This is a genomic window from Streptosporangium sp. NPDC051022 (genome assembly GCF_040683035.1).
GTDB lineage: Bacteria > Actinomycetota > Actinomycetes > Streptosporangiales > Streptosporangiaceae > Streptosporangium.
The window spans coordinates 230,600-252,668 of record NZ_JBFBCF010000008.1; the positions used below are offsets into that span (position 1 = coordinate 230,600).

General features: G+C 70.7%; 17 protein-coding genes. 9 read left to right on the plus strand and 8 right to left on the minus strand.

The window, feature by feature from the left end; genetic code table 11:
- Window positions 1-112: 112 nt before the first annotated feature.
- The 5 genes from AB0N02_RS16880 to AB0N02_RS16900 are packed head-to-tail and all read right to left on the minus strand — an operon-like array spanning window position 113 to window position 6,669.
- The gene (locus AB0N02_RS16880; protein ID WP_363946788.1) at window positions 113-2,734 is read right to left on the minus strand and encodes a family 78 glycoside hydrolase catalytic domain; all 2,622 of its coding nucleotides are present in this window, start codon (window positions 2,732-2,734) and stop codon (window positions 113-115) included.
- Window positions 2,731-3,720 (minus strand): serine hydrolase domain-containing protein, encoded by a 990-nt coding sequence (locus AB0N02_RS16885; protein ID WP_363946791.1) that lies wholly within the window; start codon window positions 3,718-3,720, stop codon window positions 2,731-2,733. Before AB0N02_RS16885 ends, AB0N02_RS16880 begins: the two co-directional genes overlap by 4 nt.
- Window positions 3,717-4,535, minus strand: a complete 819-nt coding sequence (locus AB0N02_RS16890) for a carbohydrate ABC transporter permease (protein ID WP_363946794.1) — start codon at window positions 4,533-4,535, stop codon at window positions 3,717-3,719. The genes AB0N02_RS16885 and AB0N02_RS16890 overlap by 4 nt, the downstream gene beginning before the upstream one ends.
- Window positions 4,532-5,386 (minus strand): sugar ABC transporter permease, encoded by an 855-nt coding sequence (locus tag AB0N02_RS16895; RefSeq protein WP_363946797.1) that lies wholly within the window; start codon window positions 5,384-5,386, stop codon window positions 4,532-4,534. Before AB0N02_RS16895 ends, AB0N02_RS16890 begins: the two co-directional genes overlap by 4 nt.
- A complete protein-coding gene (locus AB0N02_RS16900) occupies window positions 5,380-6,669 on the minus strand; it encodes an ABC transporter substrate-binding protein (protein WP_363946799.1) in 1,290 nt (429 codons plus the stop codon). Before AB0N02_RS16900 ends, AB0N02_RS16895 begins: the two co-directional genes overlap by 7 nt.
- Before the next feature lie 167 nt (window positions 6,670-6,836).
- Between AB0N02_RS16900 and AB0N02_RS16905 the strand changes: the two genes are divergently transcribed.
- The 4 genes from AB0N02_RS16905 (at window position 6,837) to AB0N02_RS16920 (ending at window position 12,295) form a co-directional block, all read left to right on the plus strand.
- Window positions 6,837-7,847 (plus strand): LacI family DNA-binding transcriptional regulator, encoded by a 1,011-nt coding sequence (locus tag AB0N02_RS16905; RefSeq protein ID WP_363946801.1) that lies wholly within the window; start codon window positions 6,837-6,839, stop codon window positions 7,845-7,847.
- A 70-nt stretch (window positions 7,848-7,917) separates the two neighbouring features.
- Window positions 7,918-9,498 (plus strand): hypothetical protein, encoded by a 1,581-nt coding sequence (locus tag AB0N02_RS16910; RefSeq protein ID WP_363946804.1) that lies wholly within the window; start codon window positions 7,918-7,920, stop codon window positions 9,496-9,498.
- 277 nt (window positions 9,499-9,775) lie between these two features.
- On the plus strand, window positions 9,776-10,633 hold the full coding sequence (locus AB0N02_RS16915; RefSeq protein ID WP_363946916.1) for an alpha/beta hydrolase: 858 nt from the start codon (window positions 9,776-9,778) through the stop codon (window positions 10,631-10,633).
- Between the two features lie 69 nt (window positions 10,634-10,702).
- The gene (locus AB0N02_RS16920; protein ID WP_363946807.1) at window positions 10,703-12,295 is read left to right on the plus strand and encodes an AMP-binding protein; all 1,593 of its coding nucleotides are present in this window, start codon (window positions 10,703-10,705) and stop codon (window positions 12,293-12,295) included.
- A gap of 239 nt (window positions 12,296-12,534) precedes the next feature.
- Here the strand turns inward: AB0N02_RS16920 and AB0N02_RS16925 are convergent, their stop codons facing one another.
- Window positions 12,535-13,542 carry a LacI family DNA-binding transcriptional regulator gene (locus tag AB0N02_RS16925; protein WP_363946810.1) on the minus strand — a complete coding sequence of 336 codons (1,008 nt, stop codon included), beginning with the start codon at window positions 13,540-13,542 and terminating at the stop codon, window positions 12,535-12,537.
- Between the two features lie 370 nt (window positions 13,543-13,912).
- Here AB0N02_RS16925 and rhaI point away from each other — a divergent pair, with 370 nt between their 5' ends.
- From rhaI to AB0N02_RS16945, 4 genes are all read left to right on the plus strand, one after another.
- Window positions 13,913-15,079, plus strand: coding sequence for an L-rhamnose isomerase (gene rhaI, locus AB0N02_RS16930; protein ID WP_363946813.1), 1,167 nt, complete (start codon window positions 13,913-13,915; stop codon window positions 15,077-15,079).
- A gap of 169 nt (window positions 15,080-15,248) precedes the next feature.
- The gene (locus AB0N02_RS16935; protein ID WP_363946815.1) at window positions 15,249-17,303 is read left to right on the plus strand and encodes a bifunctional aldolase/short-chain dehydrogenase; all 2,055 of its coding nucleotides are present in this window, start codon (window positions 15,249-15,251) and stop codon (window positions 17,301-17,303) included.
- The gene (locus AB0N02_RS16940; RefSeq protein ID WP_363946818.1) at window positions 17,300-18,727 is read left to right on the plus strand and encodes a rhamnulokinase family protein; all 1,428 of its coding nucleotides are present in this window, start codon (window positions 17,300-17,302) and stop codon (window positions 18,725-18,727) included. Before AB0N02_RS16935 ends, AB0N02_RS16940 begins: the two co-directional genes overlap by 4 nt.
- Window positions 18,728-18,781: 54 nt before the next feature.
- Window positions 18,782-18,868, plus strand: a complete 87-nt coding sequence (locus AB0N02_RS16945) for a hypothetical protein (protein WP_363946919.1) — start codon at window positions 18,782-18,784, stop codon at window positions 18,866-18,868.
- A 222-nt stretch (window positions 18,869-19,090) separates the two neighbouring features.
- Here AB0N02_RS16945 and AB0N02_RS16950 read toward each other — a convergent pair whose 3' ends face one another.
- Window positions 19,091-19,657 carry a hypothetical protein gene (locus tag AB0N02_RS16950; protein ID WP_363946821.1) on the minus strand — a complete coding sequence of 189 codons (567 nt, stop codon included), beginning with the start codon at window positions 19,655-19,657 and terminating at the stop codon, window positions 19,091-19,093.
- Window positions 19,658-19,978: 321 nt separating this feature from the next.
- On the opposite strand from AB0N02_RS16950, the gene AB0N02_RS16955 reads away from it, so the two are divergent.
- Window positions 19,979-20,725 (plus strand): phosphotransferase, encoded by a 747-nt coding sequence (locus AB0N02_RS16955; protein ID WP_363946824.1) that lies wholly within the window; start codon window positions 19,979-19,981, stop codon window positions 20,723-20,725.
- 178 nt (window positions 20,726-20,903) lie between these two features.
- Here AB0N02_RS16955 and AB0N02_RS16960 read toward each other — a convergent pair whose 3' ends face one another.
- Window positions 20,904-21,953 carry a LuxR C-terminal-related transcriptional regulator gene (locus AB0N02_RS16960; protein ID WP_363946827.1) on the minus strand — a complete coding sequence of 350 codons (1,050 nt, stop codon included), beginning with the start codon at window positions 21,951-21,953 and terminating at the stop codon, window positions 20,904-20,906.
- Between the last annotated feature and the right edge of the window lie 116 nt (window positions 21,954-22,069).

The following is a 22,069-nucleotide window of genomic DNA, read 5'->3' on the forward strand; positions in this document are numbered from 1 at the left end:
CGTCGCACCGAAGCTCTCGGCGCCGCCGCCCTCCGACCCCGTTCCATGTCCAAATGCCCGCCCCGGCGAGGCCTCGGCCACGCTCCGTCGCAGTTCACATCCGGTCACCGGCTCACCGGCCCAGGTCGTCCCACTCCTGGAGCAGGTGGGCCGTGGCCGCCGCGGGGGCCGTGAACGACCAGCGGCCCGGCGGCAGGTTCAGGGCGCAGCCCCCGTCGGCCAGCCTGGTGGCCGGCAGCTGCTCGCCGAGGCCCATGAGGAAGGTGCCGTTGACGGTCATCCCGTCCCACGCGCCGCGCACGGGCAGCACCGCGCGGGCGGTCACGCCCTCCGGGACGGCGAACGTGAACTGGACCCCGTCGGGCCCGGCCCGCCAGCCCGACTCGACGGTCCCCGACGCGCTCTCGTAGCGGGCGTGCGCCTGGCGCAGCAGCGGGACGGGGCCGGGGCGCAGCAGCAGCTCGCCGAAGCCGCCACCCGTCCCGCGCGGGTCGTCGCCCAGACCCGCCACGTGCCGGAACAGCCAGTCGCCCACGCAGCCGTAGGCGTAGTGGTTGAAGGAGTTCATGGCCGGCGTCTGCAGGCCGTGCCGGTGGTGCCAGGCGTCCCAGCGCTCCCACATGGTCGTCGCCCCGGCGCGGAGCTGGTAGCGCCAGGACGGATAGCCCTCCTGGTTGAAGATCCGGCCCGCCAGGTCGTGGTGGCCGGTCTCCGACAGCACGGGCAGCAGCAGGGTGGTGCCGACGAAGCCCGTCATGAGCCGGTGCCCGTCGGCGCGGACCAGCTCGGCCAGCGCCTGCGCCGACGCGGCCCGGTCCTCGGGCGGGACCAGGTCCCAGGCGAGGGCGACGGCGTAGCCGGTCTGCGTCTCGGTGTGCAGTCTCGGCCCGTTGAGGAAGGCCCGCTGGAAGGCGCCCGACACGCGGGTGAACGCCTCGCCGTACTCCGGCGCGTGCGGCTTGCCGAGCACGTCGGCCACGTGCGCGACCAGGCGGAGGCTGCGGGCGAGGGCGGCGGTGGCGATGAGGCTCTTGGGCGTCTCGACCGTGCCGGGGGCCAGCCAGTCGCCCAGGGCCCTGCCCGGTCTGATGCCGCCCTCGGCCTGGGCCAGGCAGTAGTCGATCCACCGCCGCATCGGGTCGTACGCGCGGCGCAGCGTGCAGTCGTCGCCGTAGCGCCGCCACAGCAGCCACGGCACCTCGACCAGCGCGTCGGACCACACGGGGGAGTCGTATCCGTACTCGGGCAGGACCGGCGCGACATGCGGGACCGCGCCGTCGGCCCGCTGCCCGTCGATCAGCGTCGTCACCCAGCCGGACAGGAACGCCTGCGTGTGCCGCAGGAAGCTGAGCGTCGAGCCGAACACCGAGATGTCGGCCGTCCAGCCGGTCCGCTCGTCGCGCTGCGGGCAGTCGGTCGGCACGCTCACGAGGTTGCCGTCCGCCGACGCGCCGATGTTGGCGACGAGTTGCCGTACGGCGGGATCGCTCACGGTCAGCGAGCCGGTGACGGCGAGCGCGGAGGACAGCAGCACCGCCTCCAGGTCGTCCGGCGTCAGCGCGCCCGGCCAGCCGGTGACCTCCGCGTAGCGGAACCCGTGCAGGGTGAACGCGGGCTCCACGACGTGCGAGCCGGGGCCGAGGACGAACTCGTCACGCTGGTCCGCGGTGCGCAGGTTGTCGGTGTAGAGCCGCCCGGTCGCGGTCAGCTCCTCCCCGTGCCGCACCACGATCCGTACGGGGCCCGGCGCGTCGACGCGCAGCCGTACGCGCCCGACGACGTTCCGCCCGAAGTCGGCCACCTGGACGCCCGGCGCGGGTTCGGTCACGGACAGGGCGGGCACCGTGCCGATCACCCGCACCGGGGGAGCGGGGTCGGCCTCCACCGGGATCTCCGGGGCGGCCGTCGTCTCGGCGGGTCCGGCCTGTAGGGAAGGGGCCTGGACGGTCTCGCCCATCACCAGGTCGGCGCGCGGGCGGCCGAGATCCCGCCGGGTCCAGGCCGCGTCCGTGGCGAACACGCGGCGGACCCCGTCGTCGTTCCGCACGAGCACCTGGGCGCTGGCGGCGGGCCGGTCGCCGTAGCGGCGCGGGCCTCCGCCGGCGACGTGACCCGCGTACCAGCCGGGAGCCAGCCACAGCTCCAGCTCGTTCTCGCCGGGTACGAGCAGCTCCGTGAGCTCCAGCAGCCGATAGCGCGTCCGGTGGCCGTAGTCGGTCCAGCCGGGGGCCAGCTCCTCCTCGCCCAGCCGTACCCCGTTGAGCAGCGCCCGGTAGACGCCCAGCGCGGTGGCGGCCAGCCAGGCGCGCCCGGGAGCGGGATGCCACGTGAACGACCCGCGCAGGCTCACCGCCGCCCGGGGATCGCCCGCCAGCCAGGGGGCGTCCCACCCGCCGCGCGCCCGCAGGCCCGTGGTGAACGCGCCGGTCGCGTACCCTTCCACACTCCACGTGTACGGCGTCAGCGGCGCCAGCCACTCACCCGGCACGTCCACGCCGTGCGATCCGGCGGGCACGGACGACCGCCACACCTCGCGCCCGTCCGAGAACACCACCGCGGTGGCCTCCCCGGACAGCCGGGCGTTCCACGACAGCCGGGGCGACGGCTCGTCCACGCCCACCGGATCCGGCAGACCGCACGTCAGGCCCGCCCGTGAACCGGGCGGGGCCGAACGGATGAACGGCGCCTGCGCGCCTGAGACCTGCACTCCGAGCACCCCCGAGTCCCGGTTCACGCATCGAGCCCGGTGGTGAAGGCGTTGTGCAGACCGTCGACGTCGACGCCGGACAGGCTCGGCGCCATCACGTTGATCAGCAGCACGAAGCACGCGTCCTGCTCCGGGTACATCCACCACTGGCATCCCGAGGCGCCGCCGTGCCCGTACAGCCGCCGTTCGAGCAGCCCGGGAGCCGAGTGGCGCAGGTTCCAGGTGAGGCCCCAGTCCTGCCCGGCGTTGACCGGGTCGGGCTGCAGCTTGACCAGGCCCGTCGTCTGCGGGGCCGTCATGGCGGCCAGGGTGGTGGGGTGGATCAGCTCGCGGTCGCCGCGCAGCAGCGCCCCGCCCAGCGCCAGGAGGTCCTCGGCGCGGGAGAACAGCGCCCCTGCCGGGTGGCGGAGCCGTACGAACCTGTCGAAGTCGAAGCTGGGCCCGAGCAGTTCGACGCCGTGGACCTCGGCCGCGTCGCACGCCGGGTCGAACGTGATGCGCCCGCCGCCCGGCACCAGCGTGTTCAGGTCGGAGTCGATCACGTCGGCCACGTCGCGGCCCGTGACGTCGCGGACCATCTCCGCGATCCCGGCGAAGGCCAGGTTGGAGTAATGGCTGAGCGTGCCCGCCTCGAACATCGACGGCGCGGTGACGAGGTGCTCCAGAAGGTCGTCGGGCGTGAGCGTCTGCTCGGCGATGCCGCTGGTGTGGGTGAGCAGGTGCCAGAGCGTCACGTCGGGCCGCGCGAAGTCCGGCAGTACGTCCCGCAGCGGGCGGCGCAGCGACAGCAGCCCGCGCTCGACCTGGCGCAGGGCGGCCAGCCCCATCAGCGGCTTGGTCACAGAGAACAGCGCGAAGTGGTCCTCGGTCCTGGTCTCCCGGCCGTCGTGCTCGCCGAACGCCTCCAGCACCTGGATCCCGTCGGAGGTGGCGGCGCCGAACACCGCGCACGGCAGCCGCCCCTCCTTGATCTCGCGCCTGACCCAGTCGAGCGCGATGTCGTGAGTGGTCATCCCTTGAGTGAACCTTCCGTAAGGCCGGCCAGGACGCGCTTCTGCGCGACGACGTACACCGCCACGAGGGGCAGCGTGGTGAGCAGGACGTGGGCGAAGACGAGGTTCCAGTTCAGGCTCTGCAGGGTGCCGGAGGCGAACTGGAACAGGCTCAGCGGCAGCGTGGCGTTCGCGCTGCCCTGGAGCAGGAAGAGGGCGAAGAAGAAGTCGTTCCAGACGTTGATGATCAGGATCACGCCGCCGACGAACAGCACCGGCCGCAGCAGGGGCAGCAGGATGCGGACGAAGACCTGCGGGCGGGAGGCGCCGTCGATGGCGGCGGCGTTCTCCAGGTCGGGGGGGAACGCCCGGACGAATCCGGTCGCCAGGAAGATCACGATGCCCAGGCGGCAGCCGGTCATCGTCAGCACGTAGCCGAGCGAGCCGCCGTCCAGCGACAGGGCGCGCAGCAGGTAGACGGTCGGGATGATCGACGGAGGAAGCAGGATCGACAGCCCCATCACGAAGTAGGCCGCCTGCAGCCACCGCGACCGGCTGCGCCCGAACGCCCACGCCGCCGCCGCGCCGAGGAGCACCACGGCCACCACGATCGGCACGGTCACCTTGAGGCTGTTGACCAGCCCCGTCAGGTAGCCGCCCCGGTCGAGCACGATGCCGTAGTTCTCGGCGATCGCCCACGTCCTGGGCAGGCCGAGGCCCAGCTCGGCGGCCTCTCCCGCGGGTTTGAACGAGTTGACGACCACGAGCCAGACGGGCACGAGCACCCACGGGATCGCGAAGAGCGTCAGCGCCGTGTACTTGAGGACCGCTCTCATCCCGTCACCTCCCTGCGCCGCAGCCACCACACGAGGGGCACGGCGGTGGCGATCACCAGCAGCGTCACGGTGAACCCCAGCGCGCTGGCGGAGCCGAAGAAGCCCTGCCCCCACTGCTGGCGCATCACCACGTTCAGGGCCCGCGTGTGGTCGCCGGGCCCGCCGCCGGTGGTGGCGGCGATCACGTCGTACGCGCTGAGCGCGCCCACCAGCGTGACCGCCACGTTGAAGGTCAGCGCCGGGGCGAGCATCGGGAACACCACCCGCCGGAACCGGGTCCACGGCCCGGCCCCGTCGACGGTCGCCGACTCCAGCAGCGACTTCGGGATGGAGTTGAGGCCCGCGATGTAGACGAGGGTGATCAGCCCGCTCCACTTCCACGCGTCGATGAACGCGACCATCACCAGCGCGGTGGACGGTTCGCCCAGCCACGCCCACTCGATGCCGAGGAAGGAGTTGACCGCCCCGTCGGGGGCCAGCAGCCCGCGCCAGATGTATCCGGCGGCCAGCGGCGAGATGAGCGTCGGCAGGAAGAACGCCGAGCGGAAGACGGTGTTGATCCCGCCGGTCCGCTGGAGGGCCAGGGCCAGCGAGAGGCTGACCGTGTTCTGGATCGCCATGCACAGGATCGCGTACAGCACGGTCACGGTGACCGCGTTGGCCAGCAGGTCCTGGTCGATCAGCGTGCGGACGTTCTCCAGCCCGTTCCAGGTGATCTCGGCCCGGAAGCTCGTCCAGGAGGAGAACGCGAACCGGACGTTGAGCAGGAACGGGGCGACGAAGAAGACCGTGACCAGCACGATCGCGGGCAGTGCCCACGGCAGCCAGGCCGCCCTGTTCCGCATCACCATCCGGGCAGCCCCGCCGCCTTGGCCGCCTGCTCGACCTGGCCCTGTAGCTGGGTCGCCGCCTTCTGCGGATCCTTCTGCCCGGCGATCAGCTCGGACATGAGCTGGGCCAGCCCGCCCATGCCGGGGATGTCGGAGTTGAAGGCGATGACCGCGCCGGTGTCGTACGCCTTCTTGACGTCCTGCAGCACGGACGAGACGCCCTGCGGATCGGGCACGTCCTTGAACACGGGGAAGGTCTTGGACGCGGTGATGTACTCGGCGTAGGCCGGGCCGGTCATGAAGCGCACGAAGTCGAGCGACGCCTTCTCCCGCGCCGTGTCACCGGTCTTTGGCAGGTAGAACGTGCCGATCGGGCCGGGCGCGTAGGTCACGAGCGGCTTGTCGCTCGACAGGCCGACGAAGCCGACGGAGTCGTCGACGGTCTTCTGGTCGCCGCCCGCGGCCGCGAGGAGGGCCGGGAGCATGTCGGAGTGCTGGGCGACCATGGCGGCCTTGCCGGTCACGAGGGCCTTCATGGAGTCCTCGAACTTGGCGGTGACGATGTCCTTGTTGAAGCAGCCGTCGGCCTGCAGCTTGGCGTAGGCGGTCAGGCCGGAGACGAAGGGCGAGCCCGGGTCGGCCAGCGTGCTGCTGTGGCCCGAGATGGCCTTGCCGTACGCGTTGGACTGGTTGGCGCCCGCCAGGTAGAGGATGGGCAGGATCTGCACCGGCCAGATCGACCCGCCCGACTCGAAGACCGGTGTGACCCCGGCGGCCTTGAGCTTGGGGCAGGCGGCGGCGAGCTCGGCGAAGTTCGTGGGCGGGGTCAGCCCGGCCGCGGTGAAGACCTTCTTGTTGTAGTAGAGGCCGAAGACCTGGGGGAAGCCGGTGATGGCGGCGTAGACCTTGCCGTTGACGGACCCGGCGCTCTGGTAGAGGTCGCCGGACCTGGCGATGTACGCCTCACCTGTCAGGTCGCGCAGGTTCTCCGCCGGGTTGAGGGCGAGCAGGCCGCTCACCGTCGCGTGGTACTCCAGGATGTCCGGGCGCTCGCCGGTGGCCCACTTGGTCTGGGTGGTGTCCTCGAAGCCGTCGGACGGGATCGACACGAGCTCGACCTTGTGGCCGGACTGCTTCTCGAACTTCTTGTACATCTCCAGCAGCGGCGCCGGATCCGCGCTGTTGTGCCAGAGGGTCAGCTTCACCTGACCGGTTCCCTCCGGCGCGGACGACCCGCAGCCGGCGAGGGACAGGGCGAGGACGGCGCCGATCGCCGCGCCGAGCGTACGGGATGGTGCTCTCACGCCCGTGCTCCTGTTCATGTTAGGGGGTATTGTGTAGAACGTTCTCCATTGGTAGGGCACGAGAGAATCGCCCGTCAAGAGGTAGACCTGAGGATCAGTGACGGGTTAGCCTCCATCTTCAGAAAAGCGTGTAGTTCGTTCTACGAAAACTCTGTGAAGGACGGCGTGTGACGAGCGGACGGGTGACCATCGCCGATGTGGCCAGGCGGGCCGGGGTTTCCACGGCCGCCGTGTCCAAGGTGGTGCGCGGGGCCTACGGCGTGAGCGCGGAGATGCAGGCCAAGGTGACGCAGGCCATCGACGAGCTGGGCTACCGCCCGCACGCCGCGGCCCGCGCCCTGCGCGGACGCACCTACACCCTCGGCGTCATGCTCTCGGACACCCGCAACCCGTTCTTCCCCGACATCATCGAGGGTGTCACCGGCCGGTTGGGCGACACCGAGTACCAGGTGCTGCTCGGACCCGGCGGGATCGAGCCCAAGACGCAGGCCAGGATGACCGACGCCATGATCGACCGGAGCATGGACGGGCTCATCCTGATCTCGCCGGTCATGACGGACGCCGAACTCGCCGCCATCGCGACGGCCATCCCGGTCGTCGTGGTGGGCAGGCACGGCGGCGCCGCGGCCTACGACGCGGTCGTCGACGACGACGTGATGGGGGCGGGGCTCGTGGTCGACCACCTGGTCGGGCTCGGGCACACCCGGATCGCGCACATCACCCACCTGGAGCGGGCCCGCGCCCAGGGACTGCCGCACACGGTGCGCGCCGAAGGCTACCGCCAGGCGATGCGCGCCCACGGACTCGCCGACGACGTGCTGGCCACCTCCTTCACCGAGGAGGGCGGCTTCGAGGGCGCGCGGGAACTGCTCGCGCGCGACGACCGGCCCACCGCGATCTTCGCCGGGGCCGACATCGCGGCGCTCGGCGTGCTGCGCGCCGCCGACGAGGCGGGCCTGTCGGTGCCGGAGGACCTCTCCGTCGCCGGATACGACAACATCGGCATCGCCTCGCTCAAGCGCATCTCGCTCACCAGCGTCGACCAGGACGGGCACGTGATCGGGGCTACCGCCGCGCAACTGCTCGTCGAACGCATCGAGGGACGCTCACGATCGGTGACGTCGTCGGTGTCGCCCACGCTGATCGTCCGCGGTACCACAGGACCGCCTCGCCCCTGAGAACCGGCCGCACCTCGGGGGATCGTCGCGGGCCACGTATTGAAACGATTCAATGGAAGGACCCCCCCACGTGAGACGACTCGCTCTCCTCGCCCTTCTCCTCCCGCTGGTCGTGCCCGCGCAACCGGCCTTCGCCCAGGCGGCCGCTCCGGCCTGCCCGGTCAGGGTCGACCCCGCCGCGTTCGCCTCCGAGGCCCGCCTGAGCGCCCTGGCCGAGCGGCAGAAGGCGTTCGGCCCCAGGCCGACCGGCTCCACCGCGCACGCCGACTACGTCGACTGGCTGGAGGACGAGATGGCGGCCATCCCCGGCCTCCAGTTCTCCTCCCTGCCCTACGCCATCGACCGCTGGGACAGCCTCGGCACCGGCCTGACCGTCGGCGGTACGGCCGTGCAGGTCGCGGCCCCCGTGCCGTTCTCCTCCTCCACCGGCGCGGGCGGCGTCTCGGCGCCGCTCGTCCACCTGGCCGCGGGGACGAACATCACCGCGGCCAACGCCGCCGGGAAGATCGTCGTCAGGGACCTGCCGTGGACCAACGTGCCCAACCTGCTGTTCTATCCACCCACCCTCGGCTACTCCATGTACGACCCGGCCCTCACGATCAACATGCTCGGCTCGGAGTCGATGGAGGCCCCGGCCGCGGCCGACGCCGACCTCAAGGCGGCCGCCGCCGCGGGCGCGGTGGGCGTGATCGAGGTCAGCCAGCTCCCGCACACCCAGATCCAGGGCATGTACGCGCCCTACGAGGGCCTGCCGTACGGCGTGCCAGGCGCGTACGTCGGCGCCGACCAGGGCAAGCAGATCAAGGACGCGCTGGCCGCCGGGCAGCCGGTCCAGGCCGCGCTGACCGTGAACGCCGCCTGGACGCCGACGACGACCCGCACCCTGCTCGCGACGCTTCCCGGCGGGAGCGCCCAGAAGATCGTCGTGGAGAGCCACACCGACGGCATGAGCCCGGTGTGGGACAACGGCCCGCTCACCATGATCGAGATGGCCCGCTACCTGTCGTCGCTACCGGTGGAGTGCCGTCCGCGCACCGTGCAGTTCGCGTTCGTGACCGGCCACCTCTACCAGCACCTGACCGGCCCCAACGTCCGCGAGGGCGGCGCGGGTCAGCTCGCCGCCCAGCTCGACGCCGAGTACGACCAGGGCAAGGTCTCCTCCGTCGTCGTGCTCGAGCACCTCGGCGCCAAGCGCTACGACGCGGTCGCCAGGCCGAACGGCCTGCCGGGCAAGCAACTCGTCGCCAACCCCACCCTCACCGAACTGCTGCTGGTCCCCGTCAGCGAGAGCACGCCGCTGCGCGAACTGGTCAAGGGGCACATCCAGTACTGGGACGTGAAGCGCACCGCGATCCTCAAGGGCCTGTCCGCGGCCGACCTCACCAGGGTGCCGCGCCACTGCAGCTTCGGTGGTGAGGGCACGCCGTACAACCAGCACCTGCTGCCCGTCATCTCGCCCATCGCCGCGCCCAAGACGCTGTTCTCGCCGCAGTTCGGCACCGAGGCGATCGACCTGCCGGCGATGCACAAGGCGTCGCTCGCCTTCACCGACGTCGTGCTCGACCTCGGCCCGATGGCCCAGTCGGCCGTCGCGGGCGACGTGACCGCCATGCGCCAGCAGCGTGCCTCCGGCACGCCGGGGTGTGCGTGAGCACAGACAGGAGGACGCCCGTGCGTCGGCACACCGCCGTCGGCGCCGGGCGTCCGCCCACCGCCGGCGACGGGAAGTTCGCCCTCACCGCCGACGCCACCGGGCTGCGGACCTTCGCGCCGCTGGACACGCAGGCGCGGTGGGGCCGGCACACGATGCCCGCCCCAAGGGCCACGTGCTGGAGGACGCGCTCACCGACCAAGACGGCGTCGGCTGTCCGGAATCGTATTTCTCTCTCAGGAGACGTTCGCGTCTCCGAACAATCCACGAGGTGACCATGGAGAACTTCACCCGTCGGCAGGCGTTGCGGGCAGGGGCGCTCGGCCTCGTGTCGGCCGGATTCCTGTCGTGGACCACCGAGGCCAACGCCGCCTCCACCATCGAGACGATCTACAAGGCGGCGGGCCCGTGGCCGGTCGCCACCGGCACCTCGGGCGGCCACCGGCTCTACTACCCCGCGACCCTGGGCTCGGGCGGCGTCACCCACCCGATCGTCACATGGGGCAACGGCTCGTGGGCCACCCCCGACAACTATCCGGGACTGCTCAACCACCTCGCCTCGTGGGGCTTCGCGGTGGTCGCCTCCACCGACACGACCACGGGCACCGGAGCCGAGATCCTCGCCGCCGCCCAGCACCTCGTCGGCCTCGGCGCAGACCCCGCCAGCGTCTTCCACGGCAAGCTGAACACCGCCCAGGTCGCCGCCGTCGGCCACTCCCAGGGCGCGGGCGGATCCATCAACGCGGCCAACCACTCCGCCGGGCTGATCAAGACCGTCGTGCCGATCGCCGTGCCCGCGCAGTGGATGGCCGGCCCGGGAGACGAGTTCTCCGTCGCCGATCTGACCTGCCCGGTGCTCTTCCTCAGCGGCGCGAACGACTGGCTGATCTCCTCGGCCGCGACCGTGCAGGGCTACTACGACCAGGCCACCGCCGGAGCGGGCAGGGCGCTGCTCAAGGGCGCGGGGCACAACGACATCCAGAACACCGGCGGGGCCTTCCTCGGCTACGTGACCGCCTGGCTGAGGTACCGCCTCCAGGCCGACACCCAGGCTCGCGGGGCGTTCGCCGGCGGCACCGCCGAGCTCCCCACCAACACCGCCTGGCAGAACCAGGCACTCAAGAATCTCACCTGACCGGCGATCCCCGCCGGCCACCCGGGCACACCATGATCTTCAATGAACCCATCGACCGGAGGTTGTGACATGCACTCCTACTCGAGCGCAGTGGCGCCGACCCCGCTACTGGGCGAGACCATCGGCGACAACTTCGAGCGGACCGTACGGCGCTTCGGCGACCGCGAGGCACTCGTCGACGTGCCCTCCGGTCGTCGCTGGACCTACGCCGAGCTCGACGCCGACGTGAACCGGCTGGCCCTCGCGCTCCTCGCCTCCGGCATCGCCAAGGGCGACCGGATCGGCATCTGGGCACCCAACCGCGCCGAATGGGTGATCGTCCAGTACGCCACCGCGAAGATCGGCGCGATCCTGGTCAACATCAACCCCGCCTACCGCGGCCACGAGCTCGACTACGTCGTCAGGCAGTCGGGCCTGCGCCTGCTCATCAGCGCGCTCACGCACAAGGGCAGCGACTACCGCGCGATGGTCGAGGAGATCGGGTTCGCCGACGTCGTCTACCTCGGCGACCCCGGCTGGGACCGGCTGCTGGCGCTGACCGCCCCCGAGGAGCGGCTGCGCGAGCGCATGGCGTCGCTGAGCGCCGACGACGCGATCAACATCCAGTACACCTCCGGCACGACCGGCTTCCCCAAGGGCGCCACGCTCTCGCACCACAACATCCTCAACAACGGGTTCTTCGTCGGCGAGCTCCTCCACTACGACGAGCACGACAGGGTGTGCCTGCCGGTGCCCTTCTACCACTGCTTCGGCATGGTGATGGGCAACCTCGGCGCCACCTCCCACGGCGCGTGCGTGGTGATCCCCGCGCCCGGCTTCGACCCCGAGGCGACGCTGCGGGCCGTACAGCAGGAACGATGCACCTCCCTGTACGGCGTGCCGACCATGTTCATCGCCGAGCTCACCCTCGCGGGGCGGTACGACCTGTCCAGCCTGCGCACCGGCATCATGGCGGGCTCGCCCTGCCCTGTCGAGGTGATGAAGCGCGTCGTCACCGAGATGAACATGGCCGAGGTCGCCATCTGTTACGGCATGACCGAGACCTCGCCCGTCTCCACCATGACCAGGTCCGACGACAGCCTGGAGCGTCGCACCGAGACCGTCGGACAGGTGATGCCGCACGTCGAAGTCAAGATCACGCACCCGGAGACCGGGCTGACCGTGCCGCGCGGCGAGCCCGGCGAACTGTGCACGCGCGGCTACTCGGTCATGCTCGGCTACTGGAACGAGCCGGAGCGCACGGCCGAGGCCGTCGACGCCGCCCGCTGGATGCACACCGGCGACCTGGCCACCATGGACGCCGACGGTTACGTCAACGTGGTCGGCCGGATCAAGGACATGGTCATCAGGGGCGGCGAGAACGTCTACCCGCGCGAGATCGAGGAGTTCCTCTACCGCCACCCCGACATCGCCGACGTGCAGGTGATCGGCGTGCCCGACGAGAGGTACGGCGAGGAGCTCATGGCCTGGATCGTCATCCGCGAGGGCGGCACACCCCTGACCGCCGAGGCCGTCAGGGAGTTCTGCGCCGGCAAGCTCGCCCACTACAAGATCCCGCGCTACGTCCACGTCGTCGACGGGTTCCCGATGACGGTCACCGGCAAGATCCGCAAGGTCGAGATGCGCGAGGAGGGCGTGCGCCTGCTCGGGCTCGGCCGGTGAGCCGGTCATGAGGCCTGCGGTCACCACTCGTGGTGCTTCTCGTCACCGAGTGGTGACCTCGGGCGTGGCAGGTGTGTGCCGGCGGGACAGGTGACAGCAGGCTGCCTCCGTCGGTGCCGGCCGAGGCGGGTTCTGGCGCCGCGCAGGCCTGCGAAAGGGCGCGGGAAGGCGAAACGTCCGCGTGCCCCGGAGTGTCCGCGTGCCCTGGAGTGTCCGCGTGCCCTGGAGTGGAGGTGGAATCAGGCTTGCGTTGAAGCTCGCTCCACGAGTTCGGGTCGGAAGACGACCTGTCTGACTTCCTTCGTTCCGCGGCCCGACGCCTCCTGGAGCAGGAGATCGACCGCCGTCTGACCGAGCAGGGCGGCCGGCTGCCTGATCGATGAGAACGGCACGATCGCCGCGGCGGCGAAATCGATGTCGTCGTATCCGATCAGTGCCATGTCTTCCGGCACCCGTAGTTTTCCTCGCAGCATAAGCGCCTGCAACAGTCCCATCGCAAGCAGGTCATTGGCGGCGAACACCGCGTCGGGGCGCTCCGCCGGGGTTCTCGCCTGCAGGGCCTCGCCGGCGGTACGGCCCTCCAGCACCGTCAGGCTCTCGGTTGGAAACACCTCGATCGCGGCGCCCGCGACCTTGGCGACAGCGCGGCGAGCACCCTCAAGACGATCGGAGACCTGCCGGATGCCGAGTGGCCCACCCACGAAGGCGATCCGACGGCGGCCCCGCTCCAGCAGGTGCTGAGCGGCGAGGAACCCGCCGGCGACGTCGTCGACCGCCACCGAGGAGAAGCTGCGAGGAGGAGCCTGCCTGTCGACGAGCACGACCGGAGTACCGCCGCGGCGCAACCGCTCAAGCCTGGAGAGTTCCTCGTTGAGCGGAGTGATCAGCAGGCCGTGAACCCGCTGCTCCTCGAAGAGATCGAGATACGCCGCCTCTCGGACGCTGTTCGCGCCGCTGTTGCCGAGCAGCACGGTCAGGCCTTCCGCGGCCGCGCGATCTTCGGCGCCGCGCGCGACCTCGGTGAAGAAAGGGTTGCGCACGTCAAGCACCACCAACCCGATCGAACGACTTCTTCCAGCTCGTAACTGTCGAGCCGCGTCGTTCCGGACAAAGCCCAGTTCTTCGATCGCGGAGAGCACGCGTTCGACGGTCGCCGGGGCGACCTTGTCCGGGTGGTTCAGGACATTGGAGACGGTACCCACCGAGACTGACGCCGCGGCTGCGACATCGCGAACGCTCACCGTCATCAGTTCTCCCCTTGGTGCTCAGCCTGGCTGCCGGCTTCTCGCTCGCTGCGAGCATCGCCGCGCACAACCACACTCTGAAGGCGGCGACCTCTCGGATCGCCGAGGCACTCCGAGAACATAGCGCGTTGCGACTGGCATGACTTGCTCGCGCCGGCCGTTGTAACTACGCTTTGAAACGTTTCAATCCTACATCGCCCGCCTTCGACCGACCCTTCGACCGAGCCGAGACTCTCGAGCGCGGGTGCGTCCGACGACGATCGGCCCGACCGGGGCGCCCGGCGCCCGACCGAGATCTTCCACCTCGAAGCCCGGTTCGCCGCCCTCGACGACGAACCGGGCCGCGGCATCCGACCGACAGAAAGAAGCGATCGTGACCACGCTCTCCCCCGAGACCCTGGCCGAGCTCGAGCGGCAGGCCATCGAGTTGCCGAGCTGGGCGTTCGGCAACTCGGGCACCCGCTTCAAGGTCTTCTCGACACCGGGCACGCCGCGCGATCCGTACGAGAAGATCGCGGATGCCGCGCAGGTGCACGCGTACACGGCACTCGCGCCGACCGTGGCCCTGCACATCCCGTGGGACACGGTCGGCTCCTACGACGACCTGCGCAGGCACGCCGAGGACCTCGGCGTCGCCCTCGGCACGATCAACTCGAACACCTTCCAGGACGACGACTACAGGTTCGGCGCCCTCACCCACGAGGATCCGAGGGTTCGGCGGAAGGCGATCGACCACCACTTCGAGTGCATCGACATCATGCACGCCACCGGCGGCCGCGACCTGAAGATCTGGCTCGCCGAGGGCTCGAACTACCCGGGCCAGGCCGACCTGCGCGGCCGTCAGGATCGCCTGCACGAGTCGCTGAAGACGGTCTACGACCGGCTCGGCGACGGGCAGCGCCTCGTGCTCGAGTACAAGTTCTTCGAGCCGGCGTTCTACCACACCGACGTGCCCGACTGGGGCACGAGCTACGCCCAGGTCGCCGCGCTCGGCGACAGGGCCATGGTCTGCCTCGACACCGGCCACCACGCGCCCGGAACCAACATCGAGTTCATCGTCATGCAGTTGCTGCGCCTCGGCAAGCTCGGCTCCTTCGACTTCAACTCGCGCTTCTACGCCGACGACGACCTCATCGTCGGCGCGGCCGACCCGTTCCAGCTGTTCCGCATCCTCTTCGAAGTCATCCGCGGCGGCGGTCTCAACCACCCCGACGTCGCGTTCATGCTCGACCAGTGCCACAACGTCGAGCACAAGATCCCCGGCCAGATCCGCTCGGTGCTCAACGTGCAGGAGATGACCGCGCGTGCCCTGCTCGTCGACCGTGAGGCCCTCGCCGCCGCCCAGCGCAGTGGCGACGTACTCGAGGCGAACCGCGTCTTCATGGACGCGTTCCACACCGACGTGCGCCCGGCCCTCGCGGAGTGGCGCGAGTCGCGGGGTCTGCCCGCCGACCCGATGAGGGCCTTCGCCGAGTCGGGCTACCTCGCCCGGACCGCCGAGGAGCGCGTCGGCGGCACGCAGGCCGGCTGGGGCGCGTGAGCCCGTCGAGTCGCCGAGAATCGACCGCTCCCGCCCGGAGAGCATCGATCTTCGGTGACTCGTGGGAGATCGGGGGACCCTCAGACTCCCGGTACCACGACGGTCTCGACGCGGCCTGTCCAACCGACGGGGAACAGACCACCACCCGCCACACCGAAGGATCCCGCTCATGACGAACCAGGCAGCCGCAGACCTCATCGCGCGGTCGAACCGCCTCGGCGCCGACCCGAAGAACACGAACTACGCCGGCGGCAACACGTCGGCGAAGGGCACCGAGACCGACCCGGTTACGGGCGAGCCCGTCGAACTGCTCTGGGTGAAGGGCTCGGGCGGCGACCTCGGCACGCTCACCGAGGCCGGGCTCGCGGTGCTGCGCCTCGACCGGCTCCGCGACCTCGTGAAGGTGTACCCGGGCGTCGAACGCGAGGACGAGATGGTCGCCGCGTTCGACCATTGCCTGTTCGGGCTGGGTGGACCGCACGGCAGAGGCGGCGCCGCGCCGTCGATCGACACGGCCATGCACGGCCTCGTCGACGCCGCGCACGTCGACCACCTGCACCCGGATTCGGGCATCGCCGTCGCGACCGCCGCCGCCGGCGAGGAGCTCACGAAGAGGATCTTCGGGGACCGGGTCGCGTGGGTGCCGTGGCGCCGCCCGGGCTTCCAGCTCGGCCTCGACATCGCGGAGATCAAGGCGAAGAACCCGCGGGCGGTCGGCTGCATCCTCGGCGGCCACGGCATCACCGCGTGGGGCGACACCTCCGAGGAGAGCGAGAGGAACTCGCTCTGGATCATCGACACCGCCGCGGCGTACCTCGCCGAGCACGGCAGGCCGGAGCCGTTCGGCGCGGTCGTGCCGGGCTACGAGCCGCTGCCCGAGGCCGAGCGGCGCGCGAAGGCCGCCGCGCTCGCGCCGACGATCCGCGGGCTCGCGTCGTACGACGGGCCGCGGCTCGGCCACTTCACCGACAGCGAGGTGGTGCTCGAGTTCCTCTCCCGGGAGAAGCTGCAGCCGCTCGCGGCGCTCGGCACGAGCTGCCCCGACCACTTCCTGCGCACGAAGGTGAAGCCGCTCGTGCTCGACCTGTCGGCGTCGGCGAGCGTCGAGGAGAGCATCGCGCGCCTCAAGGAGCTGCACGAGCAGTACCGCGCCGACTATCGGGCGTACTACGACGCCTACGCGACCGAGGATTCCCCCGCGATCCGCGGCGCCGACCCGGCGATCGTGCTCGTGCCCGGCGTCGGCATGTTCTCGTTCGGCAAGGACAAACAGACCGCGCGCGTGGCCGGAGAGTTCTACGTGAACGCGATCAACGTGATGCGCGGCGCCGAGGCGCTGTCGGCCTATGCCCCCATCTCCGACGAGGAGAAGTTCCGCATCGAGTACTGGGCGCTCGAGGAGGCCAAGCTGCGGCGTATGCCGAAGCCCAGGACACACGCGACGCGCATCGCGCTCGTCACCGGCGCTGCCTCCGGCATCGGCAAGGCCGTCGCCACCCGGCTCGCGGCCGAGGGCGCCTGCGTCGTCGTCGCCGACCTCGACCTCGAGAAGGCGCAGGCGGTGGCGTCCGAGCTCGGCGGCACGGATGTCGCGATCGGCGTGCAGGCGAACGTGACGGACGCCGCGCAGGTGCAGGCCGCGATCGACGAGGCGGTGCTCGCCTTCGGCGGCCTCGACCTCGTGGTGAACAACGCCGGCCTCTCGCTCTCGAAGCCGCTCCTCGAGACCACCGAGGCCGACTGGGACCTGCAGCACGATGTCATGGCCAAGGGCTCGTTCCTCGTGTCGAAGGCCGCCGCGCGGGTGCTCATCGAGCAGGGCCTCGGCGGCGACATCGTCTACATCTCCTCGAAGAACTCGGTGTTCGCCGGCCCGAACAACATCGCCTACTCGGCGACGAAGGCCGACCAGGCCCACCAGGTGCGCCTGCTCGCGGTCGAGCTCGGCGAGCACGGCGTCAGGGTCAACGGCGTCAACCCCGACGGCGTCGTGCGCGGCTCGGGCATCTTCGCCTCGGGCTGGGGCGCCAACCGGGCGAAGACCTACGGCATCCCCGAGGAGGACCTCGGCAGGTTCTACGCCCAGCGCACGATCCTGAAGCGCGAGGTGCTGCCCGAGCACGTCGCGAACGCGGTGTTCGTGCTCACCGGCCCCGAGCTCAGCCACACCACCGGCCTGCACGTCCCGGTCGACGCGGGGGTCGCCACCGCGTTCCTGCGATGACCGCCGGGGCGGTCGCCGCGGTCGACCTTGGGGCCACGAGCGGCCGGGTCGTCGTCGGGCACGTCGACCAGGCGGCCGGCACGCTCGGGCTCGACCACGTCGCGCGGTTCCCGAACAGGCCCGTGCGCCTGGCGTCGGGCCTGCACTGGGATCTCACGGGCCTGTACCGCGACCTCACGCACGGGCTCGCGGACGCGTTCCGCCGCGAGCCCGGCGTCGCGTCGATCGGCGTGGACTCCTGGGCCGTCGACTACGCGCTGCTGCGCGGCGACCGCGTCCTCGGCGAGCCGTTCCACTACCGCGACGAACGCAACGAGGCCGCGGTCGAGGCAGTGCACGCGCGGGTGCCGTTCGAGGAGCTCTACCGCCGCAACGGCCTGCAGTTCCTGCCGTTCAACACCGTGTACCAGCTCGCGGCCGAGCGGGCGGGCGGATGCCTCGGGCTCGCCGATTCGCTCCTGCTCGTCCCCGACCTCGTCGGCTTCCAGCTCACGGGCGCGAAGGTCGCCGAGCGCACCAACGCCTCGACGACCGGGCTGCTGGACGTCGAGACGGGCGAATGGGACCGCGAGCTCGCCGAGCGGCTCGGGGTCGAGGCGTCCGTGCTGCCCCGCCTCGTCTCGCCGGGCGCCTCACTCGGCGGCCTGCGGCCCGGGGTCGCCGCCGAACTCGGCGCTCCCGCCGGGATGCAGGTCGTGGCCGTCGGCTCGCACGACACGGCCTCGGCGGTCGTCGCCGTGCCGATGCGCCCCGAGTCCGCGGCCTACATCTCCTGCGGCACCTGGGGCCTCGTCGGCGTCGAGCTCGAGCGGCCGGTGACCACGGACGCCGCGCGCGAGGCGAACTTCACCAACGAGGGCGGCGTCGACGGCCGGGTGCGCTTCCTGCACAACGTCATGGGGCTCTGGCTGCTGTCGGAGTCGGTGCGCTGGTGGGAGCGCGACGGGTCGTCGATCGACCTGCCCGGGCTTCTCGCACAGGCGGCCGCGGTCACGACCGCGGTGCCCGTGTTCGACGCGAACGACCCGCGGTTCCTCGCCCCGGGCGACCTGCCGGGGCGCATCGCGGAGTGGTGCGCCGAGCGCGGGGTCGCCGCGCCGCGGAGCCGCGCGGAGTTCGCCCGCTCGATCGTCGAGAGCCTGGCAGAGGCGTTCGCGAGTGCCGTGCGCACCGCGTCGGCCCTCTCGGGCGTCGGCGTCGAGACGATCCACATCGTGGGCGGCGGCGCGCTCAACGAGCTGCTCTGCCGGCGCACGGCCGACCGCTCGGGCCTCCCGGTGCTCGCGGGACCCGTGGAGGCGACGGCCATCGGCAACGTGCTCGTGCAGGCCCGTTCCGCGGGCTTCGCTGAGGGCGACCTCGAGACACTCCGCTCGCTCGTCGCCCGGGTCTTCAGCCCGATGCGCCATGATCCGGCTGGCTGAACGCCGCCCGCAAAGCAGAAGGACGAGACATGGTGCGACGCCGGTTTCGAGTATCTGGAGATCTGGCATAACCGGCGGCGGCACAGCAGCCTGGGCACGCTGACCCCGACAGAGTTCGAAAACACGACCATCGTGGCATGACAGTTCAGAAACCCGCCCCACGAGACCCGGGGCACACCAAGGTCTCCATCAAAGCCGGGGCGATTCATACATCCATCAGACCGGGATGTGGGGCGGTGGTCATTCCGCTCACTTGGAGCCGGGCTTTTGCTCCGTGGAAGCGTCCCACCGGCTGGTAAGTCGGCGGGGCGCCGTCCTGTGCGAACGATTGAGGAGAACTGACTCTTCTCGGTTCAGTCGCCGCTAGTCGCATGAGTCGCAAGCGCCGGTCGCGGGAAGCTGCACGAAGCAGCGGGGACAGATCCGGAGAGGCTTCTCCGCGGGTATGTGTCGACGCTCGATGGCAGCTTGATGCCGGGGGGCGAGTGCAGGAACGCCGCCATCAGGGGGCAGGGGCGCGCCGAAGCGGCGGTAGCACGCCAGCCGAGAGCGAGCGGCGTGCCACTCGCGGTCTTGAAGGTCGTTCACTGACGGCTCTCCGGCAATCTTGAGAACTTCCTTGTAGCCCTCGCCTACCATGCCGTCATCGGTGCGTACCACCAGAGCGGTAAGCGGCGGATCGCCGCGGTGGTGAGCTTCCCGAACCACCTTGCTCAGGACGGATCCGATCCAGTTGTGGAGCAGAGCCCTGGTGCGGATACCTGTACTCTCCTGGATCTTCTCGGCAAGCTCCTTGTAGGTGATGACTGCGTGATACGTGCGTGCCACACCGACGAGTAGGGGATAGGCCTCACAGGCCCAGATCTCCCAGGCCTCCGCCGCCGCCACGGGAGTGCCGTCAGATACGCGCCAATAGCCGTGCTGCGACATGCCCAGTTCCCCAAGGCCCACCGTGCGTCCAATTGTTCAGCGGGCGATCGGCGCCCTCCAGCGTCATCCTTCCGTACGCTGCGTGTGTACGCCATGAATTTGCTTGAGACGGCATTGGTGCCGGCAACGCTTTTCACCCTGAGTGGCGGCCTGTCTCGATGGCGTGCAGGACCGCGATGGCCTGCACGATCGTGGTGACGCGGTGCGGGCAGCAGCCCGTCGGCGGCCGGTGTCGTGCACGAGGCCGCCGGGCGGCGGGACGCGGTCAGCCACGCGGTCGCACGCGATGAACCCGGCGACGCCGGTGGTCATCCCGCGATAATGGCCGACGTGGAGGAGGTCGAGGTCGTCGTCGCCCATCACGAGCGCGCGACCCTGCGCGTCGGCGACGTGTTCCTGAAGATCGACGCTGATCAGACACGCACCGACGTCGAGGTCGAGGCGATGGCCATGGCGCCGATCCCGACTCCGGAGGTCCTGTGGCGCAGGCCGCCCGTGCTCGCGCTCGCCGCCCTCCCGGGGACGGCACTCGGCCGCCTCGGCGAGCCGTCGACCGCGTCGTCGGCGGCGTGGGCCGCGGCGGGTGCCGCCGCACGGAAGCTGCACGACGCGCCGCTGCCGCCATGGCCCGGCCGGAGCCTCGACGAGGTCGCATCGCACCTCGACGGCGAATGCGAGTGGCTCGTCACGAACGGCGTCCTTCCCGCCGACCTGGTCATGCGCAACCGCCGGGTTGCCGAGGCCGCGCTCCGGCCGTGGACACCGGTGTTCACGCACGGCGACCTGCAGGTCACCCACGTTTTCGTCGACGGTGACGAGATCACCGGTGTGATCGACTGGTCCGAGGCGGGCCAGGGCGATGCCCTGTTCGACCTCGCCACCTTGACGCTCGGACACGAGGAGCACCTTGGCGACGTCGTCGCCGGCTACGGCACCGATGTCGACCTCGACGTGATCCGCGCGTGGTGGTCGCTGCGAAGCCTGCTGACGGTCCGCTGGCTGATCGAGCACGGCTTCGACCCGTCCTCGCCAGGCTGCGAGGTCGATGTGCTGAGATCCCGGCTGTGACGCTGCACGAGCCCGACAGCCACGAGTGCCGTTCTGCCGCATCGAGCGGGCCATCTCCTGAAGCGCGCCGTCTTCCGGGCCGGCGAGGTCATCTTCCTCGAAGATCCCGGGCAGCCGGTCGGTGACACCGGAAGCCGACGCACGACCCGAGTCGAGGAGTCACCGCCGGTTCCTGTCCTCAGGAGCCGCGGAGACGGCCGACGAGCTGGTTGCGGCTGCGTACGCCGACCTTCGCGAAGATCGATTTGAGGTAGTCCTGAATGGTGTAGGCCGACAGATGCAACCGGTCGGCGATCTCGGCGGTGGAACGGCCCGTGAGGATCTCCTCGCACACCTCTCGCTCCCGCGCGGTCAGGGCGTAGGAGGTCAGCATGATGCTGATCACCTCGTCGGCGGGTACCGGTTCGACGGTGATGAGCACCCGCTCGGCCGGCGAGTCCAGGGCCACCAACTGCGCGGCGCGGAGCGCGACCCAGGTCCCCGAGATGTCACGCATGCGGGCGTACGCTGTGCCCGTAGGGGAACCGGACAGCGTGGCGGCCACCGCCTGCAGCGCGACGTCGAGCCAGCCGGGGCGTGTCGCCTGCCAGGCCTCCAGCCATTCGAGGGCGGCGGGCGTGGCGCCCTTGAACTCGCCGCCGGCACCGACCACGATCACGACCGGGCCGCCGGAGCCCGCACGGGTGCCGGGCATCCTGCTCCTGTTCGCCGTCCGCAGCGCTATGCCGATCAGCGGAGCGACCGAGGCCAGGAAGTCTGCCTCGGCCGTGGAGAAGTCGGGTCCGCCAGGGCCGCGCATCAGGCCGGCGATTCCCCAGCAGGCACCGTCGCTGACGAAGGAGGCGCGCAGGTCGAAGGCCACCCCGATGGACTTGTAGAGCTCGTTGAAGCGCCGGCTGCGCACGACCTCGCCGAACGGCAGGTCGGAGAGCCGGCCGATGGGGTCCTGTCTCCGCGCCAGGTCGGCGAAGCTGTTGCCGTCAGAGGGGCCGTACTCGATCTCGGCGAACAGGGCCTCCTGCTGTCTCGAGGGGTTGAGGTCGACCGTCACCGAACCGGTGGGCAGCATGGTCTGCGGGTCCACAGCCGCCCAGCAGGTGGCGTCGTACGGCACGACCCGGCCGACCACGTCGATCGCCTCCTGCTGGACGTCGGCCGGGCTCAGGCCGGCCGCCGCGAGGGCGGATAGGGCGCGCCTGGCCTCGCAGGCCCGTGCCTGGTTCACCATGCTCCCAGTATCGAAGAGTCGTCCACCGGCCACCATCCCAGATTCCTGGGGGTGCCGGCCGGGCGAGATCACCCTTCGCCTGGGATGGAGCGCGACCGCACCAGGTTCCTAGCCTG

Excerpts from the sequence above, each read along its gene's own strand:
- AB0N02_RS16885 (WP_363946791.1), bottom strand. The coding sequence starts at position 3,720 with ATGACCACTCACGACATCGCGCTCGACTGGGTCAGGCGCGAGATCAAG.
- AB0N02_RS16890 (WP_363946794.1), bottom strand. The coding sequence starts at position 4,535 with ATGAGAGCGGTCCTCAAGTACACGGCGCTGACGCTCTTCGCGATCCCG.
- AB0N02_RS16895 (WP_363946797.1), bottom strand. The coding sequence starts at position 5,386 with ATGGTGATGCGGAACAGGGCGGCCTGGCTGCCGTGGGCACTGCCCGCG.
- AB0N02_RS16915 (WP_363946916.1), top strand. The coding sequence starts at position 9,776 with ATGGAGAACTTCACCCGTCGGCAGGCGTTGCGGGCAGGGGCGCTCGGC.
- AB0N02_RS16920 (WP_363946807.1), top strand. The coding sequence starts at position 10,703 with ATGCACTCCTACTCGAGCGCAGTGGCGCCGACCCCGCTACTGGGCGAG.
- AB0N02_RS16925 (WP_363946810.1), bottom strand. The coding sequence starts at position 13,542 with ATGACGGTGAGCGTTCGCGATGTCGCAGCCGCGGCGTCAGTCTCGGTG.
- AB0N02_RS16935 (WP_363946815.1), top strand. The coding sequence starts at position 15,249 with ATGACGAACCAGGCAGCCGCAGACCTCATCGCGCGGTCGAACCGCCTC.
- AB0N02_RS16940 (WP_363946818.1), top strand. The coding sequence starts at position 17,300 with ATGACCGCCGGGGCGGTCGCCGCGGTCGACCTTGGGGCCACGAGCGGC.
- AB0N02_RS16950 (WP_363946821.1), bottom strand. The coding sequence starts at position 19,657 with ATGTCGCAGCACGGCTATTGGCGCGTATCTGACGGCACTCCCGTGGCG.
- AB0N02_RS16955 (WP_363946824.1), top strand. The coding sequence starts at position 19,979 with ATGGCCGACGTGGAGGAGGTCGAGGTCGTCGTCGCCCATCACGAGCGC.
- AB0N02_RS16960 (WP_363946827.1), bottom strand. The coding sequence starts at position 21,953 with ATGGTGAACCAGGCACGGGCCTGCGAGGCCAGGCGCGCCCTATCCGCC.